This window comes from Streptomyces sp. NPDC001858 (assembly GCF_053594615.1).
Genome location: NZ_JBSFEV010000011.1, coordinates 257,710 through 279,414, shown reverse-complemented (window position 1 = coordinate 279,414; position 21,705 = coordinate 257,710). Strand labels below are relative to the sequence as shown.

The following is a 21,705-nucleotide window of genomic DNA, read 5'->3' as shown; positions in this document are numbered from 1 at the left end:
CGGCGTCCGGAGCCCGCCGCGAGCCGTGCCCCGGGAGTTCACCCCGGGCGGGCCCTGGGATAGGGTCCCCCCGGTTCCGGTCACCGAATGGGGAGGTGCCGGTACGGGGAGTGTCTGAGGGGCGGGCAGATTGATGGAATCCCAGGTGGGCGACGGCGGATCCGTGCACCTCGAGGGAGCGACGTTAGAGACGTTGTCCCCCGAACCGCTGCTGACCAGGGACTACGAGACGCGCCCCTCGCTCGTCTACGAGAGACTGCGCCAGCGTCACGGCCCGGTCGCCCCGGTCGATCTGCTCGGCGTGCCCGCCTGGCTGGTCCTCGGCTACCGCGAGGCGCTCGAAGTCCTCCAGGACGACGCCGGGTGGCCGAAGGGGCTGGAGAACTGGCGGGCCCGCTCGGAGGGCCGGGTACCCGCCGACTGGCCGCTCGGACCGTCCCTGGAGGTCAACCATGTGCTGATCCAGGGCGGCCCCGGCTACCGGCCGCTCAGGACGGCCTGGGACGCGGCGCTCAAACCGTTCCAGGACCCGCGTCACCCCCAGGCGAAGCGGCTGAAGACGGCGGTCACGGTCTACGCCGACGAACTCATCAGCCTCGTGGGCCAGGCGGGCGGCACGGGCCTGGCGGACCTGTCCGCCCAGTTCGCCCGTCCGCTGCCCCTGATGGTCGCCAGCCACCTGCTCGGCTTCCCCGGTTCACAGGGCGACGACGCGCTGATGGACATGTGGCGGGTACTGGACGCGGGCCCCGACGCGGAGCCCGCACTGGAGCGGCTGCTGGGGGCCCTGGCGGAACTCGCGGAGGTGAAGCTGAAGACGCCGGGGGAGGACTTCCCCTCGTACCTGATCGCGGCCCACCCCGAACTCTCCCTCGACGAACTGGCCCGTGAGCTGTTCATGCTGCTGGGCATGACCTCCGATCACGTCGGGATCCTCATCTCCAACACGGTGGTCGAGGTCGTCTCGGGCGAGGGCGGCGTGCGCGCCAGCCTGTCCGCGGGGATGGTCAGGGAGAGCATGAACCGGGTGGTCATGCGCAAGCCGCCGCTGGTGAACTTCGTTCCGCGGTTCGCGGCCGAGGACACCGAGCTCGGGAACTACACCATCCGCGCGGGCGACCCGGTGTGGGTCTCCGCCGCGGCGGCCCACGCGGACCCGCTCTTCGCCGGCAACGTATGTCCGAGCACCACGGTCAGCACCCGGGCACACCTGTCATGGGGAGCGGGCCGGCGCCAGTGCCCGGCGCGCGAGCTCGCCTCGACGGTCGCGGCGGTCGGCGTGGGCCGGCTGTTCGAGCGGTTCACCCACCTGGACCTCGCCCTCCCCGCCGACCAACTGCCTTGGCGTTCCTCGCCGTTCATGCGGGGCCTGCGCTCACTGCCCGTACGGTACGAACTCGCCGCCCTGCCGCAACCGCCGTCGGCACCCGCCCCGGCATCGGCCTCGCAGCCGACCTCGGAGTCTGAGTCGGATTCGGGATCGGAGTCGGACTCGGCCGAGACGGCGTCGTTGCCGGACTCGTCCGTCCAGCAGCGCTCGTCGCTGTGGAGCTATCTGACGGGCCTGATCGGCGTCGGCCGCTGACCGGTCGATGACCGGCCGGTGATCGGTCGTCGACGGCCCGTCCGTCGGTCGTGGTCCGGCTCTCGGAAGCGGCGGACTACGACTGGCGGACGACCCGCCCCAGTTCGATGCGGTCGATGTTCGGGGCCCAGCCGCTCGCGTTCCCGAAGGTCACACGGTTGGAGCCCTTCTCCAGATCGACGGGGACGCCCAGCGTCCAGTAGTCGTCCGAGCTCCAGGTGTTCTTGAAGACGACCCTCCGCGCCGCGCTCGCGCCGATCGTGATGTCCGCCGTACGGGACACGATGTCCGTGTTGTAGGCGTGGCCGTTGTCGCGGCGGTCGTTGTGCGCGTAGTGGACGACCAGCAGGTAACGGCCGGCGGTGGGCGCGTGCACGGTGAACTCGGCTGTACTGGCCGCGCTGTTGCCGAGCTCCCCGATGTGGAAGCCCCCGGAGGCGTGGACGGAGTCGACGAGCCTGGCTCCTCCCGTGAGGACGGCGGACGCGGCCTCGTAGGAGAGGACGCCGGTGGTCGAGCCCTGGCCCGAGACGTCGAGGGACCGGACCGCCGCGTGATCGGCGGTCAGCGCGACACGGTTGTTGCCCGCGACCAGGTAGAGCCGCAGCGGCCGGCTCGGCGCCGCGGTCACCTGCTCGCCGTGCACGGTGAGTCGCACCGCCGCCGAGCTGCGCGGCACCACCGTGTAGTAGCCGTCGCGCGGGGCGTACACGTCGAAGACGGCCTGGTCGCCCTTGCGCAGCACGAGGGCGCCCGTGCCCACTCCGGCGGACGAGGAGTAGTCGTACGACGGGTTCCCGCCGATGTCCGCGAGCGTCGCCTCGTACGACGCCGACGGCGCCCCGGCGCGCGCGGTCAGGTCGATCCGGTCGAGGGTGACCTCGGCGTCGCCCTCGGCGTCGCCCTTGGCGAGCGTCAGCACATGGACACCGGCGGACAGCTCCACACGGAGGTCGCTCCTGGCGCGGTAGTTCCAGTTCTGCGTGGAGGGATACGTCACCGTGACCGGTTCCGCGCCGTCGATCGACAACAGCTGCGTGGCCGGGGCGCCGGACTGGTTGCCGTACAGGATCGCCAGCTCGTACGTCCCGTCCGCCGGGACGGTCACCGTGAAGTCGACCCTGCTTGCAGCGGTGTCGAGGGAGCCGACGTCCTTCGTGCCGGAGGCCGCGTAGCCGTTGGCGTCGCTGACCGTTCCGTGGGTCCGGATCCGGCCGCCCGTGATGTCCGCGTCCTCGGCCTCGTACGACGCCGACCAGGGGACGGCGGCGGGGGTCGGGGTACCCGCGCCGCCCGGGGTGAGGACGATCCGGTACGCGGACATCCGGCGCAGCCCGCGCAGCGGGACGGTCACCGAACCGTCCTCCGCCACCTGGAGCTTGGTCCGTGTGAGGACGCGCGGAGCGGCGTGCTGCCCCTCGTAGCCCGACCAGGCGGCCTCGGCGACGGTCACACCGACCGCGGGGCCGAAGACCGACCCGGGGAGGTTGTGCACCACGACGTCCGCGTCGCCGTCCGAGCCGCCGAGCAGCACCTGCGCCTGGCGGCGTGCGGGGTCGAAGGAGGCGAGACCCTGGAGGGTGTCCACGGTGTTCGGCTGCGGCGGGGTGACGGCGACGGTGTCGCCGGTGAGCCCGGCGTACCAACGGAACAGCCACCAGCCGCCGTTGGGGATGTTCGTCCGCACCACATTGCCGTCCAGGTTGCCGGCGGCGTCCCAGTAGGCCTGGTTGGCGTACACCTTGTTCCGCTCGAACATCGAGACCCACTGCACGAGTTGCCCCGGCACGGACAGGTCGCGGCGGTTGGCGTACTCGTCGATGCTGACCCTCAGGGGAGAGATGCCCAACTCGCGCTCTATCGAACGATAGTTGTCGTAGTGTTCCTGGAAGTCCCGCAGCGAGCCCGAGTCCAACTCGTGCCAGGTCATCACCTCGGGCAGGACGTTCTCCCGCTTCGCGAAGGCGAGGAAGTCGGTCAACAGGCGGGCGTGGTAGGCGGCTTCGTTGGGCCCGGCGATCCTCGCGGCGGGGTCGACCGCGCGGATGCGCTCGTACACCGTCTTCCAGTCCTGGAAGAAGCGGTCGCGGTTGGCCTCGTACTGCTGCTGGTCGGCGACGTCGAGGTCGTACCAGATCTGGTCGGGCTCGTTGAACGGGATGTACACGAAGCGGTCGCCGCTCGGGTCGGCCGACACCTCCTTGACGATTTCGTCGACCTTGGGGAGGTAGTCGTCGATGCCGAGATCCTCGTACGGCCACTGGGCGTAGACGTCCTGCATCAGCACGTTGATCTCGCCGCCGCCGTTGCGGAAGAACGACCGGGAGACCGACAGCGCGTCCCCGTTGGGGTGCTGGGCGCCGCCCTCCGGCTTCTGCGAGACGCTGGTGATCTTCAACGGCGCCAGCACGGCGTCGCTGGGCACGCCGTCGTCGCTCAGCCCGTAGAGCGCGCCGTTCGCGCCGAGGAGCACCGGCCCCTCGGAGGCGGTGAGGTCGACGGCGATGCGGGTTCTCATGCCAGGAATTGTGACCGGTCACATACGGGTCGTCAAGGTCGTCAAGGTCGTCAAAGACGCCAAGGGCATCGGGGAGCGTCCAGGACTGTCGGGGCGTCAGGTCCAGGCGTTGGCGTCCGTCATCCGTTCGGCCCAACTGGAGCCCAGGCCCGGGCCATGTCGTTGCGGCCCGGTGCCGGACGGCCGAGGGTGGACGTACGGCGCCGGGCGACGCCGGGCGGGTGGCGAGGAGGACGGGCGATGACGGACTGCGACGGCGGGGTGGACGGGCGATGACGGACGGGGACGGCGGGGTGGACGCCGAGCGGCGGCGGCTGGCGGAGGCCGACGGGGGCGTGGCGCCCTGGCGGCGCTGGGGACCGTACCTGAGCGAGCGTCAGTGGGGGACGGTCCGCGAGGACTACAGCACCGACGGCGACGCCTGGTCGTACTTCACCCACGACCAGGCCCGCTCACGCGCCTACCGCTGGGGCGAGGACGGCATCGCCGGCGTCAGCGACGACAAGCAGCGGCTCTGCTTCGCCCTCGCCCTGTGGAACGGCCGCGACCCGATCCTCAAGGAGCGGATGTTCGGGCTGACCAACGGCGAGGGCAACCACGGCGAGGACGTCAAGGAGTACTACTTCTACCTCGACAACACGCCCACGCACTCGTACATGAAGTACCTCTACAAGTACCCGCAGGGCGAGTTCCCCTACGCCGACCTCGTCGAAGCCAACCGGGCGCGCGGCCGCCGCGACGCCGAGTACGAGCTCCTCGACACCGGAGTCTTCGACGAGAACCGCTACTTCGACGTGTTCGTCGAGTACGCGAAGGCGGGACCCGAGGATCTGCTGATCGAGATCACGGCGCACAACCGCGGCCCCGACGACGCTGCGCTCCACCTGCTGCCGACCCTGTGGTTCCGGCACACCTGGTCCTGGGCGGGCGGCACGGCGGTGCCCGCCCTGCACGCCACGGACGACGGCATCCGCGCCGACCACGAGGAACTCGGCCCGCGCTGGCTCTACCACGACGGCACGGCGGAACTCCTGTTCACCGGCAACGAGACCGACAACGAGCGGATCTTCGGGAGCCCGAACACCACCCCCTATGTGAAGGACGGCATCGGCCGCTACGTCGTCCACGGAGAGAGCGCCGCCGTCGACCCCGCGCGCACCGGCACCAAGGCGGCGGTCCACCAGACGCTCACCGTCCCCGGCGGCGGCAGCAGGACCCTACGGCTGCGTCTGACCGACACCGAACTCACCGACCCCTGGCGGGAGTTCGACGCGACAATGGAACTGCGCCGGAGCGAGGCCGACGCCTTCTACGCCGGCCTCACCCCGGACGGCATGGCCGAGGAGGAACGACACCTCGTCCGGCAGGCGCTGGCCGGCATGCTGTGGAGCAAGCAGTACTACTGCCTGGACGTCGCGCGCTGGCTCGCCGAGCACGGCGTCGACCCGCTCGCCGCCGACCCCCGGATCCGCAACAGCGCCTGGTACCACATGGTCAACGACGAGATCATGTCGATGCCGGACACCTGGGAGTACCCGTGGTTCGCCGCCTGGGACCTCGCCTTCCACACCCTCGCCCTGGCCATGGTCGACATCGGCTTCGCCAAGAGCCAGCTCGAACTGCTGCTGCGCCGCCTCTACTTGCACCCCAACGGCCAGATCCCCGCGTACGAATGGAACTTCGGCGACGTCAACCCGCCCGTGCACGCCTGGGCCACGCTCTTCGTCTACGAACTGGAGAAGCACCGCACCGGACGCGCCGACCGCGCCTTCCTGGAGAACGCCTTCCACAAGCTGATGAAGAACTTCTCCTGGTGGCTCAACCGCAAGGACGTCGACGGCAACAACGTCTTCCAGGGCGGCTTCCTCGGTCTCGACAACATCGGCGTCTTCGACCGCAGCGCCCCGCTGCCCACCGGCGGCCACCTCGACCAGGCCGACGGCACCGCCTGGATGGCGCTGTACTGCCAGAACCTCCTGGACATCGCGATCGAACTGGCCGTCGACAACCCGGTGTACGTCGAGCAGGCGCAGACCCTGTTCGAGCACTTCGCGTGGATCGCCGTCGCCATGAACCGCGTCGGCAAGGACAACGCCAGCCTCTGGGACGAGGAGGACGGCTTCTTCTACGACGTCCTGCGCCTGCCCGACGGCACCGCCACCCCGCTGAAGGTGCGCTCGCTGGTCGGGTTGATCCCGCTGGCGGCGACCAGCGTGATCGGCGGCCGGGCGGACCAGCGGTTCCCCCAACTGGTCCAGGGGGCGAAGGAGTTCATCGAACGGCACCCGGCCGTCGAGGCCTTCGTGTCCCAGCACGTCACCGCGGACCCCAATGCCGACGGCCGCTATCTCTTCGCCCTGTTCGGCGAGGACCGACTGCGCCGCATCCTGGCGCGGATGCTCGACGAGGACGAGTTCCTCGGCCCGCACGGCATCCGCTCCCTCTCCCGCCACCACGCCGACCACCCGTACACCTTCGAGGTGCACGGCCGGACCTACGGCGTCGGCTATCTGCCGGCCGAGTCCGACTCGGGGATGTTCGGCGGCAACTCCAACTGGCGCGGACCCGTGTGGTTCCCGATCAACCTGCTCCTGATCAGGGCACTGCTCAACCTGCACGGCTACCACGGCCCCGACTTCCGGGTGGAGTGCCCGACCGGCTCCGGACGCCTGCTGAACCTCTACGAGGTCGCCCGCGAGATCTCCGACCGGCTCACCGCCACCTTCCTGCGGGACGCCGACGGCCACCGCCCGGTGCACGGCGCGCAGCCCCAGTTCGCCAAGGACCCGCACTGGAGGGACCTGATCCTGTTCTACGAGTACTTCCACGGCGACGACGGCACGGGCCTCGGCGCCTCCCATCAGACCGGCTGGACCGGACTGGTGGCCGCCACCACCACGCTGTTCCACACCCTCACCGCCGACGAATGGCAGCGCGGCGGCCGGGATTCCCTGCGGCCGAAGCGCGAGGGCGGCTCCGACGACAACCGTGAGGAGCCGCTGTCATGACGGTGCTCTACGAGATCAACACCGCTGTCTGGCTGGGGGAGTTGAGCGTCCGATACGGGCGCCGCGTCACCCTCGGGGACGTGCCCGGCGAGGCCTGGGACGAGATCGCCGTGCCCGGCGTGGACACGGTCTGGCTGATGGGCGTCTGGGAGCGCAGCCCGGCCGGTCTGCGGATCGCGCTCCGGGACGAAGGCCTGCTGGCCTCGTTCCGCGCGGCCCTGCCCGACCTCACCGACGCGGACATCGTCGGATCCCCGTACTGCGTACGGGACTACGTCGTCGACGCGGCCCTGGGTGGACCGGACGGACTGGCCGCCGCCCGGCTCCAACTGGCCGTACGCGGACTGCGGTTGATCCTCGACCACGTCCCCAACCATGTGGCCCCCGACCACCCCTGGCTCACCGCGCACCCCGACCGCCTGATCCAGGGCGCCGCGGACGACCTGGCGCGGGCGCCGGGAGACTTCGTCGAGGCCGCCGACCGCGTCTACGCCCGCGGCCGTGACCCGTTCTTCCCGCCCTGGCCGGACGTCGTCCAGCTGAACGCCTTCAGCGCCGGCCTGCGCGCGGCGACCGTGGACACGCTGGTGTCCATCGGCGACCAGGCGGACGGCGTGCGCTGCGACATGGCGATGCTGCTGATGAACGACGTCTTCGCGAAGACCTGGGGCGACCGGGCGGGACCGGCGCCCACCGAGGACTTCTGGCCGTACGTCCTCCCGCGGGTCCGTGAGCGCCACCCCGACCTGCTGTTCGTCGCGGAGGCGTACTGGGACCTCGAAGCGGCGCTCCAACAGCAGGGCTTCGACCACTGCTACGACAAACGGCTCCACGACCGGCTGGTCCACGAGAACGCCGACTCCGTCCGCGTCCATCTCGGGGCCGATGTGGCCTATCAGCGGGGCCTGGTCCGCTTCCTGGAGAACCACGACGAGCCTCGGGCCGCCGCCACCCTGCCCGGTGCGCGCGGCCGGGCGGCCGCCGTCACCGTGGCGACCCTGCCTGGCGCGACCCTCTGGCACGAGGGCCAGTTCGAGGGCCGCCGGGTACGGCCGCCGGTGTTCCTCGCGCGCAGGCCGCCCGAGCCCGTCGACGAGTCCGCACGCGACTTCCACCACCGGCTGCTGCCGGCCGCGGCCGCCGTCCGCCGGGGCGAATGGCGACCGCTCACCCCGACGGGCTGGCCGGACAACGACACCTGCCGCAACCTGCTGGCCTGGACCTGGACCCACCCGGACGCCCGCCATCTGGTCGTCGTCAACCACTCCGACCGCCCGGCCCAGGCCCGACTGCCCCTGCCCTGGGCCGATCTGCGGGGAGCCGATCACCGCCTGACCGACCTGCTCACCTCGCAGTCGTACGACCGCGCCGGCGACGAACTGGCCGACCAGGGCCTGTTCGTGGCCCTGGACGCCTGGCAGGCGCACGTCCTCGAAGTCGGGTGAGGGTCAGCCCATGGTCTTCGCGCCGTCGATGGCCTCGCGGATGATGTCGGCGTGACCGGCGTGCTGCGCCGTCTCGCCGACGATGTGCATCAGGACCCGGCGGGCCGACTGCCGGGCGCCCGGCTTGTTCCACGGGGCCGCCGGCAGCTCGTGATCCGCGTCCAGGTCGGGCAGGGACACGACCAGCTCGTCGGTACGACGGGCCACCTCCTCGTACTCCTTCAGCACCCCGGCCAGCGTCTCGCCGGGCAACATCCGGAACTCGGCGGCCCGCGCGGCGAAGTCCTCCTCCGTCATCCGGTTGAAGTCGGGCATCCCCGACGGGCCCTCCAGGATGAACTTCACCCAGCTGCGCTCCACGGAGGCGACGTGCTTGATCAGCCCGCCGAGACACAGCTCGCTCACGGTGGACCGCTGCCCGGCCTGCTCGTCGGTGAGGTCCCGCGTGGTGAAGCGCAGGAACTGCCGGTGCTCGGCGAGCGTCTCCAGCAGGTCGGCACGCTCGCGGCTGACGGTGGTCTGCTCGTTCATCGTCTTCGTCTCCTGTATTGCTGTTCCGGGGCGGTCTCGCGGTGATCCCGCGGTGAACAACACGTTAGGACCGATAGAGGTCAGATCCTGACCTAGATGGGCACGCCTTGCCCTGAAGTCTCCGCCGCTCGCCCGTGCGCTCCCCACGCCGCCGCGCACAGCGCCCGTTCGACCTCGGCGGTGTACACGGCCGAGGCCAGCCAGGCACGGGCGAAGCGGTCGGTGTCGGTCGGCAGCAGCCGGCCGAAGGCGTCGCGGGAGCGGTCCGCGGCGGCGGCCTGAAGTTCGTCCAGGAGATCGGCGGCGGTGGCGAGACCCACCCGGCGCAGCCGCCCGCCGTCCCCCGTCCCGCCGCCGGGGAACGACAGCACCCGGCGGCCCCCCGACACCGTCTGCTGCACCCGACGACCCAGGAGGTGCAGCGGAGCCTCGTCCACCGGGGGAGCGGAGACGGGTGGGGCCGTCGCCGCGGGCAGGTCCGCGCGTTGCAGGCGGTCCAGCCCCAGGTCCACCCGGGCGTCCGGGGTGTCACGGGCGCCAGGAGCGTCAGGGGTGTCGAGCCGCGCCGGGTGTTCGGCGGCGAGCAGCAACGCGCGCGGCACCGGCCCCGGCGCGAGCCGGGCGACGATCCGCAGCCGACTGCCCCGGGCGGCGGCCAGCAGCCGGAGATTGTCGCGGTACGGGAGCGCCGGGTCGTCGTGCGCCATGGCGAGCCGGAGCGCGAGGCCGTCGCAGTCGGCCAGCAGACAGTCGCCCGTCGCCTCACGGACCGTGCCCGCCAGCGTGACGTCGAGGAAGAGCAGTCCGTGGCCGGCGCCCCCGAGGCCGCCGCTCAGGGCCCGGGCGACCTGCTCGGCGGCGGGCGCCGCCCACAACCGGTCCAGCGGCGCCTCGCGCCAGGCCGCGCCGGCCGCCCGCACCGCCCGCACCCCCGCCCCCGCGCCGAGCCGACCCGTCGGCGAGACGGTCGCACCGGAGACCGCGAGCCCCGCGCGCGACAGCTCACGGTGGGTCAGGGAGGCGTCGCCGATCCGCACCGCACGGTCGGCGGCGCCGATCGCCCGACCCGGGCCGCCCGGGGCCACGTCGGAGACCGTGTAGAGGCGGCCCTCGGCGTCGGCGGTCCAGGTGACCGCGCCCGCGTACCCGCTCGCCGTCAGGATCGGCTCGGAGAAGAGCCCGTACAGCCGCAGGGAGCCGTCCGGGGTGTACGGCTGCCGTACGGAGCCGCGCAGTTCGGCCAGGTCCCGCCCGGTCGCGAACGGCAGCCGGTGGGCCACGCCGAGGACGCCGCGGAGGGCGTCGACGAGATCGGGCAGCCGATACGCGGGATCGGCGGAGCGCGCCGCGCGTACCCCGGTGACGACGGAGACCGCCGAGGCGGCGGCCCGGGGGAGACCCGCGAGCCGCGCGCTGTGCGCGGCCCGCAGCAGCTCCGCCTGGAGCACGGCGCCGGAGCCGTCCGTACCGGCCGCGAGCACGGCGGCCGCGGTGTCGAACACGGCCCGTGCGGCGGCGAGTTGGTCGGGGGAGGCGGTCTCGACGTCCGACGGCTGCGAGGCTTCTCCGTCCGCGGCCGTGTCTCTCGTAGAAGGCGCGGGCGACGCGTCCGGGGTGTCGTCGGCGACCGGTGCGGCCGAGGCCGCCGCCGCGCGGTGCAGACAGTCGGGCGCGAGCAGACAGCCGCAGCGGATCGCGTCCGCCTCGGTCACCGTGCCGCCCGGGGCGTGCAGTTCGAGGTCGGTGTCGTCGTCCACGGCGATCCGCACGGTGTCGCCCTCGCGGACGACCGGACGAGTCGCCAGCTTGGCGATGCCCGCGTCCAGCCGCTTGCGCAGCCGGGGCGAGAGCGCCTCGACGAGTTCGGCGGTGACGGCCGGGGCGACCGGAGGCAACAGGTCCGGGCTCATGCGATCTTCTCCCCTACCCAGCGGGCCAGTTCGAGCGGACTGAGAGCGGCGACGGGCATGCCCGCGGCGACGAGCTGACCGGCGACGCCCGTGGAGTAGCGCGGCCGACCCGTGTCGTCGAGGCTGGCGCAGCCCAGCACATGGCAGCCCGCGCCGACCAGCGCCCGCACCTCGGCGAGCAGCCCGCCGAGCGGATAGCCCTCCTCGAAGTCGCTGACGACCACGACGAGGGTCCGCGACGGCACGGTGACGAGCTCGCGCGCGTGCCGCAGACCCGCCGCGATGTGCGTGCCGCCGCCCACGCTGACCTCCAGCAGCAGCGACAGCGGATCCTCGACATGGCCGGTGAGGTCGATGACCTCCGTGGAGAACGCCAGGAAGTGGGTGGACAGGGTCGGCACCCCGGCCAGCACCGAGGCGGTCAGCGCGGCCCACACCGTCGACGCCTCCATGGACCCGGACACGTCTGTGACCAGGATCAGCCGCCAGTCGGCCGCCCGCCGCGCCCGGGTGCGGAACACCGGGCGCTCGGGGACGACCCGGACCGTGCCGTCCGGCCCGCGCCGTGCGGTCGCCAGGTTGGCGCGCAGTGTGCGGGGCAGGTCGAGGCCGCCGCCGGGCCGTCGGCTCGGGCGGGGCAGCGCCGTGCCGTGCAGGGCGGGCCGCAGCCGGGTGGCCAACTGCCGGGTCAGCGCCTCGACCAGCCGCCGTACGAGCGGTCGCAGCGCGGCCAGCCGGGCCTCGGGCAGCCCGCCCGCGTGCCGCAGCACCGTGCGCAGCAGATCGACCGACGGGCGCACGCTGTCCGCGTCGAGTTCCGCGAGCACGTCCTTGCGGCCCGAAGCGGCTGCCGCCGCGAGCACCTCCTCCCGGATGCCCGGGCCGAACAGCGCGGCCAGCTCCTGCGACCACTCCCGCGCCCCGGGATACGACGCCTCCCGGCCGCCCCCGGCCCCTGGGCCCGTCAGCTCCCCTCGGCTGCCCTCGCCGCGTCCGCTGCCGTACAGCTCGTCCAGAGCCGTGGCCAACGGGCGGGCGGACGATGGGAGTTGATCGCGACGGCGGCCGAGCACGAGCCGCCAGCGGTCGGCGGGAGCGAGGAGCCGCTCCTCTCCCTCTCCCTCGGGTCCTGCGCCCCCAGGGAACCCAGGCGGCACGACCGCTGCGGGGAGGTCCTCGCCGACGAGGTCTCGGTGGGAGTCGCCCGGTGTGGTGGGCAGCAGTGCGAGCGACCGCAGCATCGCGCGGGCCGCGAGGTCCGCACCGGCCCATGCGGCGAGCGCGGCCGGATCGAGGCCGTCGGTGTCGGTCACGCGCCCGGCGTCGAGGCGTTCCTCGACGGACGCGAGGAGACGGTCGCGGGCCGCGGGGCTCAGCGTCTCGAACCCGCCCCGCAGCGCGGGCAGCCGGTCGAGGAACTCCCGGTCGGGCAGCTCCGACACCCGGCCCAGCAGCGGCTCCAGCGCGGGCGCCGCGGCCTCCAGCAGCGGACCCGCGGCGGTCAGCAGCCCGCTCAGCCGGGCCGTCAGCGCCGATCGCGAGTCGGGATCGACGGCGCCGTCCACCCAGGACGCGACCCGGTCGCCGAAGGCCCGGGCGTCCTCCTGCCCGAGCAGCACCCGGACGGCTCCGGCGGCGCCGCGCATCAGCGGTGAGCCCTCGGCGGCCAGCCGGGCGAGCGCCTCGGTGAGCCGGACGCCGCCCAACAGGTCGGCCCGGTGGGCGAGTTCGAGCAGGGCATGGGCGTCGGCCGGATCCTCGGCGCCGGCCAGGCCGTCCACCTGCCGTACCGCGGCCGAGGTGAGCAGCTCGGCGACGGCGGCGGCCCGCGTCGCACGGTCCTCGTCGGGGCCGAGCCCCGGCACATGACCGGCCCGCAGCCGGTCCGACAGGGCCAGTGCGGCGAGGAGCTCGGGCAGCGTGCCGGCCCGGGGCAGTACCTCGGCGACGTCCTCCAGCCGCTCCCGCGTGAGCGCGGGCAGCCCGCACTCCGCGGCTTCCGCGAGTCCTTGCAGGACCTGCGCGGCCGTCGACCCGCCCGCGTCCCGCTCCCCGCGCCGCCGCTCCCGCAGCACCCCCTCGGCCGCCTGGGCAGGGGTGACCCCGCGCACGCCGGCCGCGGTCAGCATGGCCGCCGTCGCCGGCGTCCACCGCACCTCCCAGCGGGAGGTGAGCGCCTCGGCGCCGCCCGCGCCGACGACCTCCTTGGGCTCCCCGTACGGCACCCCGCACACCGTCAGCCGGCGCAGCAGCAGTTCACGGCGGCGGTCCAGGTCGGAGCGCAGCGGGTCGAGCCGTAGATCGCGGGTCGCGTCCGAGGCGCTCTCCGGGCCCGGCAGGCCGAGCGTCCCGAGCTCGGCCTCGACCGCCGGGGCGAGACCGCTGCGCGGCGCGTCCGGCGCGGGCCGGCCGGTGCGCGTGCCGACGAGCACCCGCTCCATCGCCCGCGCGACAGCCCGCCCCCTCCCGTACGGCTCACCCTGCGCGAGGACCGTCTGCACCGCCTCCACCAGCTCGCCGCGGCCCGCGGCGGGCAGGCCGCGCAGCCGGGCGAGATCCGAGGCGAGCCGGGTGATCTCGCGCGCGTCGGCGGGCCCGGACGGATGCCCGAGCCCCCGCAGCTCCGCGCACACCCGCACGGCGGCCCGCGTCAGCGCCTCCTCCAACGCCGCCGGATCCCCCGCCGCCCGGAACACCGTGTCCTGCCACTCCGGGTCCCGGATCCCGGCCGGATAACCGGACCGCTCGTCGAGCAGCGCGTAGGCATACGGAATCAACGAGGTGATCCACGACGTCCGGCCAGGAGCAACGGAGTCGCCGGGCCCGTCGACAGCCGCTCCGGTCCTTTCCGCCGTCGCTGTCGTGGCGCCCGTTCCGGTCAGGGCGGGGGCGTGGAAGGCTCCGACGAGCACGGCGGCGCGTTCGCCGTGGGCCGTGGCCTCGGCGATCCGGGAGCGCATCCACCGCTCGCGCCGCAGGTCCAGCTCGGGCACGCCGTCGGCGGCGGCCGCGTCCTCGCGCAGCGCCCACCCCGTCAGCAGGGCCGCTCGGCGCAGCGCCTCGGGCGGGGAGCCCGGGGCGGTGGCCTCCACGAGCCGGTCCCACAGGTCGTCCCCGGGACGGCCGGTGAGCCGGGCCCGCAGCGCGCCGGTGAGCCCGAGGGGCCCGCCCTGCGCAGCGCCGTCGCGTCCCTCGCCCCACGCCCGGTCCGCCAGCGGCAGATCGCAGGCGACGACCGGGACGCCGTGCCGGGCGGCCCAGCGCACGGCGGCCAGCTCGGGCGAGAAGTCCGCGAACGGATAGAACGCCGGTCCGCCCCCGCCTCGTCCGTCGCCGCCCCGCGTGTCGGCGGGCGCCGCGGCGAGGGCGACCGGGGCCCGGGTCTCCTCGTGCCCGAGCCACGGCAGCCACTCCTGCAGCTCGGCCGGCAGCTCGACGAGCAGCACGTCCGGCTTCGCCTCGGCCAGCAGCGCGGGCACGGCGGCGGCCAGCGAGGGCGCGTGATGCCGGACGCCGATCAGGTAGGCCGCGGCCGGATCGGTGAGCGCGGCGAGGGCCTCGTCGGGGGCGGCGAAGGGAAGCGACACGGCCGTCAGCCCTCCAGCACGGTGCGCAGGTCCCACAGGGTGCGCCAGGTGGCGGAGCCCTGTTCGGCGCGGCGGCGGACCGGGCCGTCCCAGTAGCCGCGCAGCCGGGCCGCGTCGGCGGGGTCGTCCTTGCGGACCACGCCCAGCAGATGGCCCGGGAGCAGCCCCAGCACATCACGGTCGCCGGGGAAGTAGGCCGCCGCGAGCGCCAGCGCGCCCGCGACGGACACCGCCTCCGCGGTGCTCATCACCGTGGACGGCCGCTCCACCTCCCAGCCCTCCGCCGACCGTCCCTCGCGCAGATCGCGGAAGGCGGTGACCAGCGCCTCCAGCACGGCGTCGTCGACCTGGAAGGGCGCCCCGGCCCGTTCCACCGAGGCCCGTGCCTGGCTGCGCACCAGTGCCGTCTCCGCGTCGAGGTCCGGGATCGGGCCGACGGTCTCGAAGTTGAAGCGGCGCTTGAGGGCTGCGGACATCTCCGAGACGCCCCTGTCCCGCAGGTTGGCCGTGGCGATCAGGTTGAAGCCCGGCGCGGCATGGGCCAACGCGTCCTCGCCGCCGGCCAGTTCGGGCACGGCGATGCGCCGCTCGGACAACAGCGACACCAGGGAGTCCTGCACCTCGGGCAGACAGCGGGTGACCTCCTCGACCCGGGCGATGGCGCCCCGGGACATGGCGGTCAGCACCGGCGAGGGCACCAGCGCCTGCCGGCTCGGCCCCTGCGCCAGCAACAGGGCGTAGTTCCAGCCGTACTTGAGCTGGTCCTCCGTGGTGCCGGCCGTGCCCTGCACGACCAGGCCGCTGGTGCCGCACACGGCGGTGGACAGCAGCTCGGACAGCATCGACTTGGCGGTGCCGGGCTCGCCGACGAGCAGCAGACCGCGCTCACCCGCGAGCGTGACCACACACCGCTCGACCAGCGCCCGGTCGCCGACGAACTTGCCCTGCACGACCAGCCGACGCGGCACCCCGTCCGCCGCCTCCGCGCCGTCGGGCAGCTTCAGGGCCCGGCCGTCGCTGCCCATCACGAACGTGACGACGGCACGCGGGGTGAGCACCCAGGCGGGCGGGCGCGGCCCCTCGTCATAGGCGGCGAGGAAGGCCAGTTCGGCGGCGTACAGGTCCTCGGGCGGGACGATCTGCCGGACGGGGGCGGGGGACACGGTGGTGGTCATCGGTGCGCGCTCTTCCAGAGGGGGCGGGACGGTGGTCATCGGCGGCGGCCCTTGCGGGTGGCCCGGGTGGTGAGCTTCTCGTAGGCGGGGGCGTCGCCCGCGCGGACGCGGTCCCACGCGCGGGTGAACAGCTCGGGCACCGGCACCAGCGGCACCGCGCGGGCGTTGCCGCGCACCGGGTAGAGGCCTTCCTTCCAGACCTCCATCGGCAGCACGGGGGACTTGAGGTCGAGCCAGCCGCAGGGCAGGAACAGGGTGCGCCCGGCGCGCGGCCGCTTGGCCTCGACGACCAGGTCGGTCGCCGCGAGTTCGGCGCGGGCCTTCTTCGTCCGCGCGGGCTTCCAGCCGGTCCAGCGCACGCAGTTGCGGTCCGTGGGGTCCGGGAGGGCGAGCAACTGGAGGTAGAGCGTCGCCGCGTCCGCACCGAGGCCGTGCTCGGCGGCGACCTCCGCGACCAGTTCGGGCACGCTGAGGGAAGGGTCCTGGGCGTATCCGGCGGTCCCTTCGACGCCGGTGAGGGGATCGGGGCCGGCGGCGAGCGCGCGGGCGAGTTCCGTGTCGAGGATCGTGCGCAGGGCCCACATGCCCTGGCTGCGCACCGACCCCACGAGGCCTTCGACGAGCCCGAACACCGGGTCGTCCGGAGCGCTCAGCGTGCCCGGCCGGACCAGGACGGTCTCCTGGTCGCCGTACCAAGGACGCAGCACCAGAGCCTCGCCCACCCGGATCAGCCCGTCGGCGTCGGCGCCCCCGGCGGCGGGCATCCCGTACGCCTTGCGCAGCTCGACGGCGGTCGAGGAGCCCTTGTCCGTCCAGGCGATGCCCGGGTCGATCAGCAGTCCCGGATCGGCGATCCGGCGGCGCAGCGCGGCGAGGCTCTCCGGCAGCCGGGCGCGCAGCGGGTGCCCGTACGGGAGGGAGTAGGCGAGCCCGGCCAGGGCGGCCACGGCACGCGTCAGCTGCTGCAGGCCGGGCAGCGCCGAGGGATCCCGCGCAACCAGGTTGCCGTTCTTGTCGGGCCGTTGGACCGTGGTGCGGCTGAGCCAGGGAGTGCGCCCCGGGTTGAGGAGCTCCTCCGCGGTGCCGGTGGGCAGGCCGCCGAGGGACAGCTCCCCGGCCAGCTCCTCGGGCAGCCGGACGACGTCGCCGAGCCGCTCGGTCCACACCTCGCCTGCGGCCCCGATGTCCGGCCCGGCCGTCCACAGGTCGCCGGGGCTCTGCGGCAGCAGCGCCCCGACCAGCGCCGTCCGGTCGCTGTTGCCGACCGTGGACAGCAGGGCGTCGCCGAGTTCCTTCTGACGCGGCTTCAGCCCGGTCGCCGCGATCACCTCGTCGGTGAGCTGCGCCGGCCGGCCCGCGAGCAGCAGGCTCGCCTGGAGGGGCCCGAGCCCGCCGCGCGTCGCGGCGGCGAGGACGGCGGGCGCCTCCGGCTGCCAGGGCGCCGGGCCCTTGTCCCGGACGAGCGCGGTGACGGCGCTCAGCGCGTCGGCGGGGAACACCGCCGGGTGCGCGGTCTCCCGGTCCAGGGTGAAGTGGGCGATCGCGCCGAACCGGCCGGTCGGGTCGTGGTCCAGGGCGAGCCAGTACACCAGCCCGCTCTGCCGGTCGACGCTCTGGCAGCCGAGGACGACGACGGTACGGCCGTCCCGGCGCAGCACCTGGCCCAGCCGCTCCTGCTTCTCGTGCGGCTCGCTCAGCACGATCTCGCGCAGCGCGCCCCCGGCGGCGGCCAGCGGCCCCTCCGCGATCGCCTCGAACAGCAGGAGCAGCGCCTCGCGGTGTGCGTCGGTCACCGTAGGGGAGGCGGCCCGGTACGCGAGGGGGCGCAGCACGTCCAGCACCGGAGTCCACACCAGGCCGATGCCGGGAACGGTGAACTCGTCGCTGTGCCACCCGTCGGCGGCCTCGGTCGACCGGGAGGCCTTGGCCAGGGCCTTGCCGTCGGCCGGCCGCCCGGCCAGCACCTGGTTCACGGCGCGGATCTGCCGCAGCGAGCTCCAGGTCCGCCCGCCGCCCCACCAGCCGTGCACATCGGCCAGGCCCCTGGCGGCCTCGCTCAGCGTCTCGTCGTCGCCGTGCTCGGGCTTGAGGTCGGCGAACATGCCGTCGACGCGGCTGCGTTCCGCCTTCGGCCGCTCGACCGGAGGCGTCACGAAGGAGGCGGTCGACGCGGCGAACCGCAGCACCGCGCGCACGAGCGCGGCGACGCCCGTGCCGAGCCTCGGATCGCCGAGTCCGGGCAGCGCGCGGGTCACGACCTCCTGGAGCACCTCGTCGGCGGTCGGCACGACCTCCTTGCTCTCCGGAGTTCCGTCGACCGCCTTCGCCGCGTCCAGCTTCGCCTGCCGCTCCGCCAGCGCCTCGGCTCCGGCCCGCACCAGCTCGGCGGCCCGCTCGTCGGTCAGCGCGCGCAGCACGGCCGACGCGCGTTCGTCGCGCGGGCGCAGGGCGTGCCAGAAGTCGACCGGCGGGACGAACCGGGTGCCCGCGGCGAACTCGCCGCCCCGCTCCATCGGCGTCACCTGCCCCAGTTCCCCGGCGGCCGACGTGTCGTCGCCCGCGTACAGGGCGATCTGCCGGTGGACGCGGACGGCGACGGGCTCGGCGCCGCCCGGCAGCCGCAGCGGGCCGAGCAGGTCGCCCGGCGCGCGCCCGTCGGCCCACGGCAGGGTGACGGTCCGGCCGTCCGGCGTGCCGGCGACGGTACGGCTCTCGGCGCCCTCGCCCTCCGTGCGCACCCAGCGGCCGAGCACCGTGCCGTCCGTGCCGAACGGGCTCTGCTCCAGCCCCGGTCGCAGGGGCAGCACCTGGCAGTCGCCCTGCAGCAGACGCGCGTCCTCACGGATGCCGGACCGGACGAACGCGGGCAACGAGGCACGCCCGTGCGTGCCGGTGGCCGGGTCGTACTCCAGCCACACCTGCTGCCGGCCCTGCCTGCCCTGACGCCAGAGCGAAGTGCCGTCCCCGAGGATGCGGCGGCTCACGGGCACCACGGTGTCACCGGCGTGCAGCGTGCGTCCGCCGGTCGCGCGACCGCCGTCGGGCAGCGGAAGGGACGGCTCGCCCGCGTCGCTGCCGTTGGACCAGTACGGGATCTGCTCACCGCCGAGCGGGAACACGTCGGCCGGGCGGGCGGACCAGTAGCCGAACTGCTTGCCCTCCTGCCGCCACATGACGAGCAGTTCACCGTCCGTGAACCGGTACTGCGGGCGCTGCCAGCTGTCCAGGCCGTCGGGCAGCCGCAGGTCGTGCTCCAGCAGGATGTCCTCGGGGCCGACGACGATCACCTTGTGCGCGCGGGCGAGGATCAGCGCGGGCCAGGCCTCGCTGACGTTCAGCGTGTCGTCACGGTTGCGCCGGGCCTCGGCGTCGAGCCTGCGCAGCGCCTCTTCGAGTGCGGGCCAGCCCAGCTCGTCCAGGATGCCGGCGCGCAGCGTGTGCCCGAGCAGCGGCGCGACGTCGCGAGCGGCGGCCTGGGCGACGGCCTCGGGGCTCACGCGGGCGGCCACCGCCCGGAACGGCCGCAACCGCTCCAGCGCCGCCCGCGCGGCGGGCAGACCGACCGCCGAGGTCAGATCCCCGGCCGCGTTCTCCAGCCACTCCCGCAGCACATCGCCGAGCACCGGGTGCCCGGCCAGGCCCGTCAGCACCTCGGACCCGGGACGGACGCCGCTGAGGGCGCCGACGGCGGCGTACAGCAGCCGCCGGTAGCGCGGGTCCGCCGCGGTCGCCGTCAGATCGCGCCGCCCGGCCCGCGGCTCGCGCAGCCAGCGGTCCAGGGACAGGTACACGACCTGGTCGGCGGCGGGCAGCTTCAGGGGCACGCCGTGGGCCACGCACAGGTCCAGCAGGTCGAGGTCGGCTCCGGCGTGCCAGCGGCCCGTGCACAGGTCGACCGGACGGCCCTCGGCGCGCAGCCGCGGAGCCATCCGCTCCACCAGCGCGAGCGTGGCCGGGGAACGATCGCTGAAACTCGCCCCGTGCTTGCGGTACAGCGCCCACCGGCCCAGCCAGTCCGCCGCGTCGACGTCGGCTTCCGTCTCCCCCGTAAGGAGCCGATCCGCCTTGCAGTCCGCGAGCAGCGCCAGCCAGAACTCGTCGTCCTCGACGGAACGGGCCAGGCCGGCCGGCATGATCTCCAACAGCCGCCCGCGCACCTCGGGTCGCTGCTCGGCGAGAACGGCGAGCGTCGACCGGTAGGAGTTCCAGAAGGAGGCGGGGGCCCGGATCGCGGCGGGCGAGGCCAGCAGATCGCCGACCAGCGCGCACTCCTCGGCGACCCGGTCCAGACCGGCCGCCTTGATCAGCCCGCGCGCGTCCTGCGGCAAGGAGGCGTACGGCGGCATGCCGGCCGCACAGCGCTCCACGGTCAGCTGCCGGAACTGCGCCCAGGCCTCGGCCGGGTCGAGACGCGTGGCGAGCGCCTTGACATGCTCCTTGAGCGCCTTGACCGTCAGCGCCCCGGCGAAGGCGAATTCCAGGAACACGGCCCGCTGCCGCTCCTCGTCCACCGTCAGCGCGTGCACCCGCTCGGCCTCGCGGGCCTTGCCGAAGAAGGCGGAGGCGTACGTCGTGTTCTCGTGCTGGAGGAAGACGCGGGCGGCCTGCTCGTAGAAGGTGGGCAGGAAGTGCGGCACGGCCCGGCCGAGCCGGGCGCCGAGCTCCTCGAAGCCGTCCTTGGCGGTGCCGGGGCGGGACTTGGCCTGCCGCGCGAGCCGCTCCACGTCCTTGACCAGCGCCAGCGCGTGGTGGCCGTTCGCCGGGTCGTTGACCAGCGCCCAGGCGGGGAAGCCGAGCGTCTCCCGGCGCACCTGACCGACCTCGGGGACCTCCGGCTCCCGGGCCAGCCCGAGGAACTCCAGCGCCAGGTCCTCGGCCTCGCCGAGGGTGCCCGGCACCAGCCGCACGATCCGCCGGTCGTCCAGCGCGGGGTGACCGTAGGTGCGGACGGTGAGCGTGTCGGCGTCCTCGCGGGCGGTGCTGCCCGCGGGCAGGACGGCGCCCGCGTCGAGCAGCGCGGCCGCGGTGGTCTCGTCGTAGGTCGTCATGCCGCCCGCTCCTCGTCCTCGATGTCGCGCCCCGCATACAGCGCCGCCGCCATGCGCATGCCCTCCGACCAGGCCACCGGCCCGACCTGACCGAGCTTCAGCGCCCGGCCTGCGGAGTCGGTGAACTGCAGGGAACCGGTCTCGGCCTGCTCGTAGCCCTCGTAGTCGCCGACCCACACCCGGGCCTCGACCGTGCGGCCGTCCTCCAGGACGGCGCAGACGGCGTGGCCGCCGCGCACGCGGTAGCCGAGCTGGGTGACCCGGCCGTGCAGGAACCGCTGCTCCTTGAAGGCGCCGCCCGCGTACTCCTCGACCGAGGAGCCCTCCGCGTCGAGCGTGGCGGGCCGCCGCCACACCTCGCGGAAGAGCTGCTGGGCACGCTGTGCGACGCCGAGCTCGACGGCGAACTCCCGCAGGTCTTCGAGCTCGTCGAGGAGCACGGGGTGCGGAAGGCGGACGAGGTCGGGCGCGATGCGGACGGTGTCGCCGTCCAGGTTGACCAGGCCGAGGCCGCGTTCGGCGTCGGCGTCCCGCAGGAATCCGGCCACCTCGCCCTCGGCCCCGGTGACGACGAGGTCGCGCAGGGCGGACTGCCAGGCGGGGTCGGGCCACACCCGCGCGATCACGGCGAACGGCACCGGCAGCGAGCGCACCATCCACCGCTCCACGGTGGACAGGCACTCGCGATCGTGCCGTTCCAGCCACTCGGTGAGCTGCCGCAGGCCCACCACCGCCGGCTCGTCGGTGATCTTGGACGGTACGGACTTCAACCGCCGTCCGGCCGCGTTGCGGCACACCACCTTGCCGTCGTCGAGGGCGACTTCGTAGTCGCCGGCCGACACCCACCCCATGTGTGCCTCCCGCACCCGCACCGATCAAGTGACGGGAACTGTAGGAC

Annotated in this window: 10 protein-coding genes; 3 read left to right on the top strand and 7 right to left on the bottom strand. The window is 74.0% G+C overall.

What is annotated here, in order from left to right; genetic code table 11:
* The first annotated feature begins 133 nt into the window (after window positions 1-133).
* Window positions 134-1,585 (top strand): cytochrome, encoded by a 1,452-nt coding sequence (locus tag ACWCPF_RS19185; protein WP_451046213.1) that lies wholly within the window; start codon window positions 134-136, stop codon window positions 1,583-1,585.
* Between the two features lie 76 nt (window positions 1,586-1,661).
* On the opposite strand, the gene ACWCPF_RS19180 is transcribed toward ACWCPF_RS19185, so the two are convergent.
* On the bottom strand, window positions 1,662-4,103 hold the full coding sequence (locus ACWCPF_RS19180) for a CBM35 domain-containing protein (RefSeq protein WP_451046212.1): 2,442 nt from the start codon (window positions 4,101-4,103) through the stop codon (window positions 1,662-1,664).
* Between the two features lie 272 nt (window positions 4,104-4,375).
* Between ACWCPF_RS19180 and ACWCPF_RS19175 the strand changes: the two genes are divergently transcribed.
* The gene (locus ACWCPF_RS19175) at window positions 4,376-7,111 is read left to right on the top strand and encodes an MGH1-like glycoside hydrolase domain-containing protein (RefSeq protein WP_451046211.1); all 2,736 of its coding nucleotides are present in this window, start codon (window positions 4,376-4,378) and stop codon (window positions 7,109-7,111) included.
* On the top strand, window positions 7,108-8,556 hold the full coding sequence (locus tag ACWCPF_RS19170) for an alpha-amylase (protein WP_451046210.1): 1,449 nt from the start codon (window positions 7,108-7,110) through the stop codon (window positions 8,554-8,556). Before ACWCPF_RS19175 ends, ACWCPF_RS19170 begins: the two co-directional genes overlap by 4 nt.
* Before the next feature lie 3 nt (window positions 8,557-8,559).
* On the opposite strand, the gene ACWCPF_RS19165 is transcribed toward ACWCPF_RS19170, so the two are convergent.
* From ACWCPF_RS19165 to ACWCPF_RS19140, 6 genes are all read right to left on the bottom strand, one after another.
* Window positions 8,560-9,087 (bottom strand): DinB family protein, encoded by a 528-nt coding sequence (locus ACWCPF_RS19165; RefSeq protein ID WP_451046209.1) that lies wholly within the window; start codon window positions 9,085-9,087, stop codon window positions 8,560-8,562.
* Between the two features lie 92 nt (window positions 9,088-9,179).
* On the bottom strand, window positions 9,180-10,997 hold the full coding sequence (locus ACWCPF_RS19160) for a hypothetical protein (RefSeq protein WP_451046208.1): 1,818 nt from the start codon (window positions 10,995-10,997) through the stop codon (window positions 9,180-9,182).
* Complete coding sequence (locus ACWCPF_RS19155) at window positions 10,994-14,584, bottom strand: vWA domain-containing protein (RefSeq protein ID WP_451046207.1); 3,591 nt, start codon at window positions 14,582-14,584, stop codon at window positions 10,994-10,996. Before ACWCPF_RS19155 ends, ACWCPF_RS19160 begins: the two co-directional genes overlap by 4 nt.
* A gap of 5 nt (window positions 14,585-14,589) precedes the next feature.
* Complete coding sequence (locus ACWCPF_RS19150) at window positions 14,590-15,759, bottom strand: ATP-binding protein (protein WP_451046206.1); 1,170 nt, start codon at window positions 15,757-15,759, stop codon at window positions 14,590-14,592.
* A gap of 35 nt (window positions 15,760-15,794) precedes the next feature.
* Window positions 15,795-20,807, bottom strand: a complete 5,013-nt coding sequence (locus ACWCPF_RS19145; RefSeq protein ID WP_451046205.1) for a hypothetical protein — start codon at window positions 20,805-20,807, stop codon at window positions 15,795-15,797.
* The gene (locus ACWCPF_RS19140; RefSeq protein WP_451046204.1) at window positions 20,804-21,658 is read right to left on the bottom strand and encodes a DUF4132 domain-containing protein; all 855 of its coding nucleotides are present in this window, start codon (window positions 21,656-21,658) and stop codon (window positions 20,804-20,806) included. Before ACWCPF_RS19140 ends, ACWCPF_RS19145 begins: the two co-directional genes overlap by 4 nt.
* Window positions 21,659-21,705 lie beyond the last annotated feature (47 nt).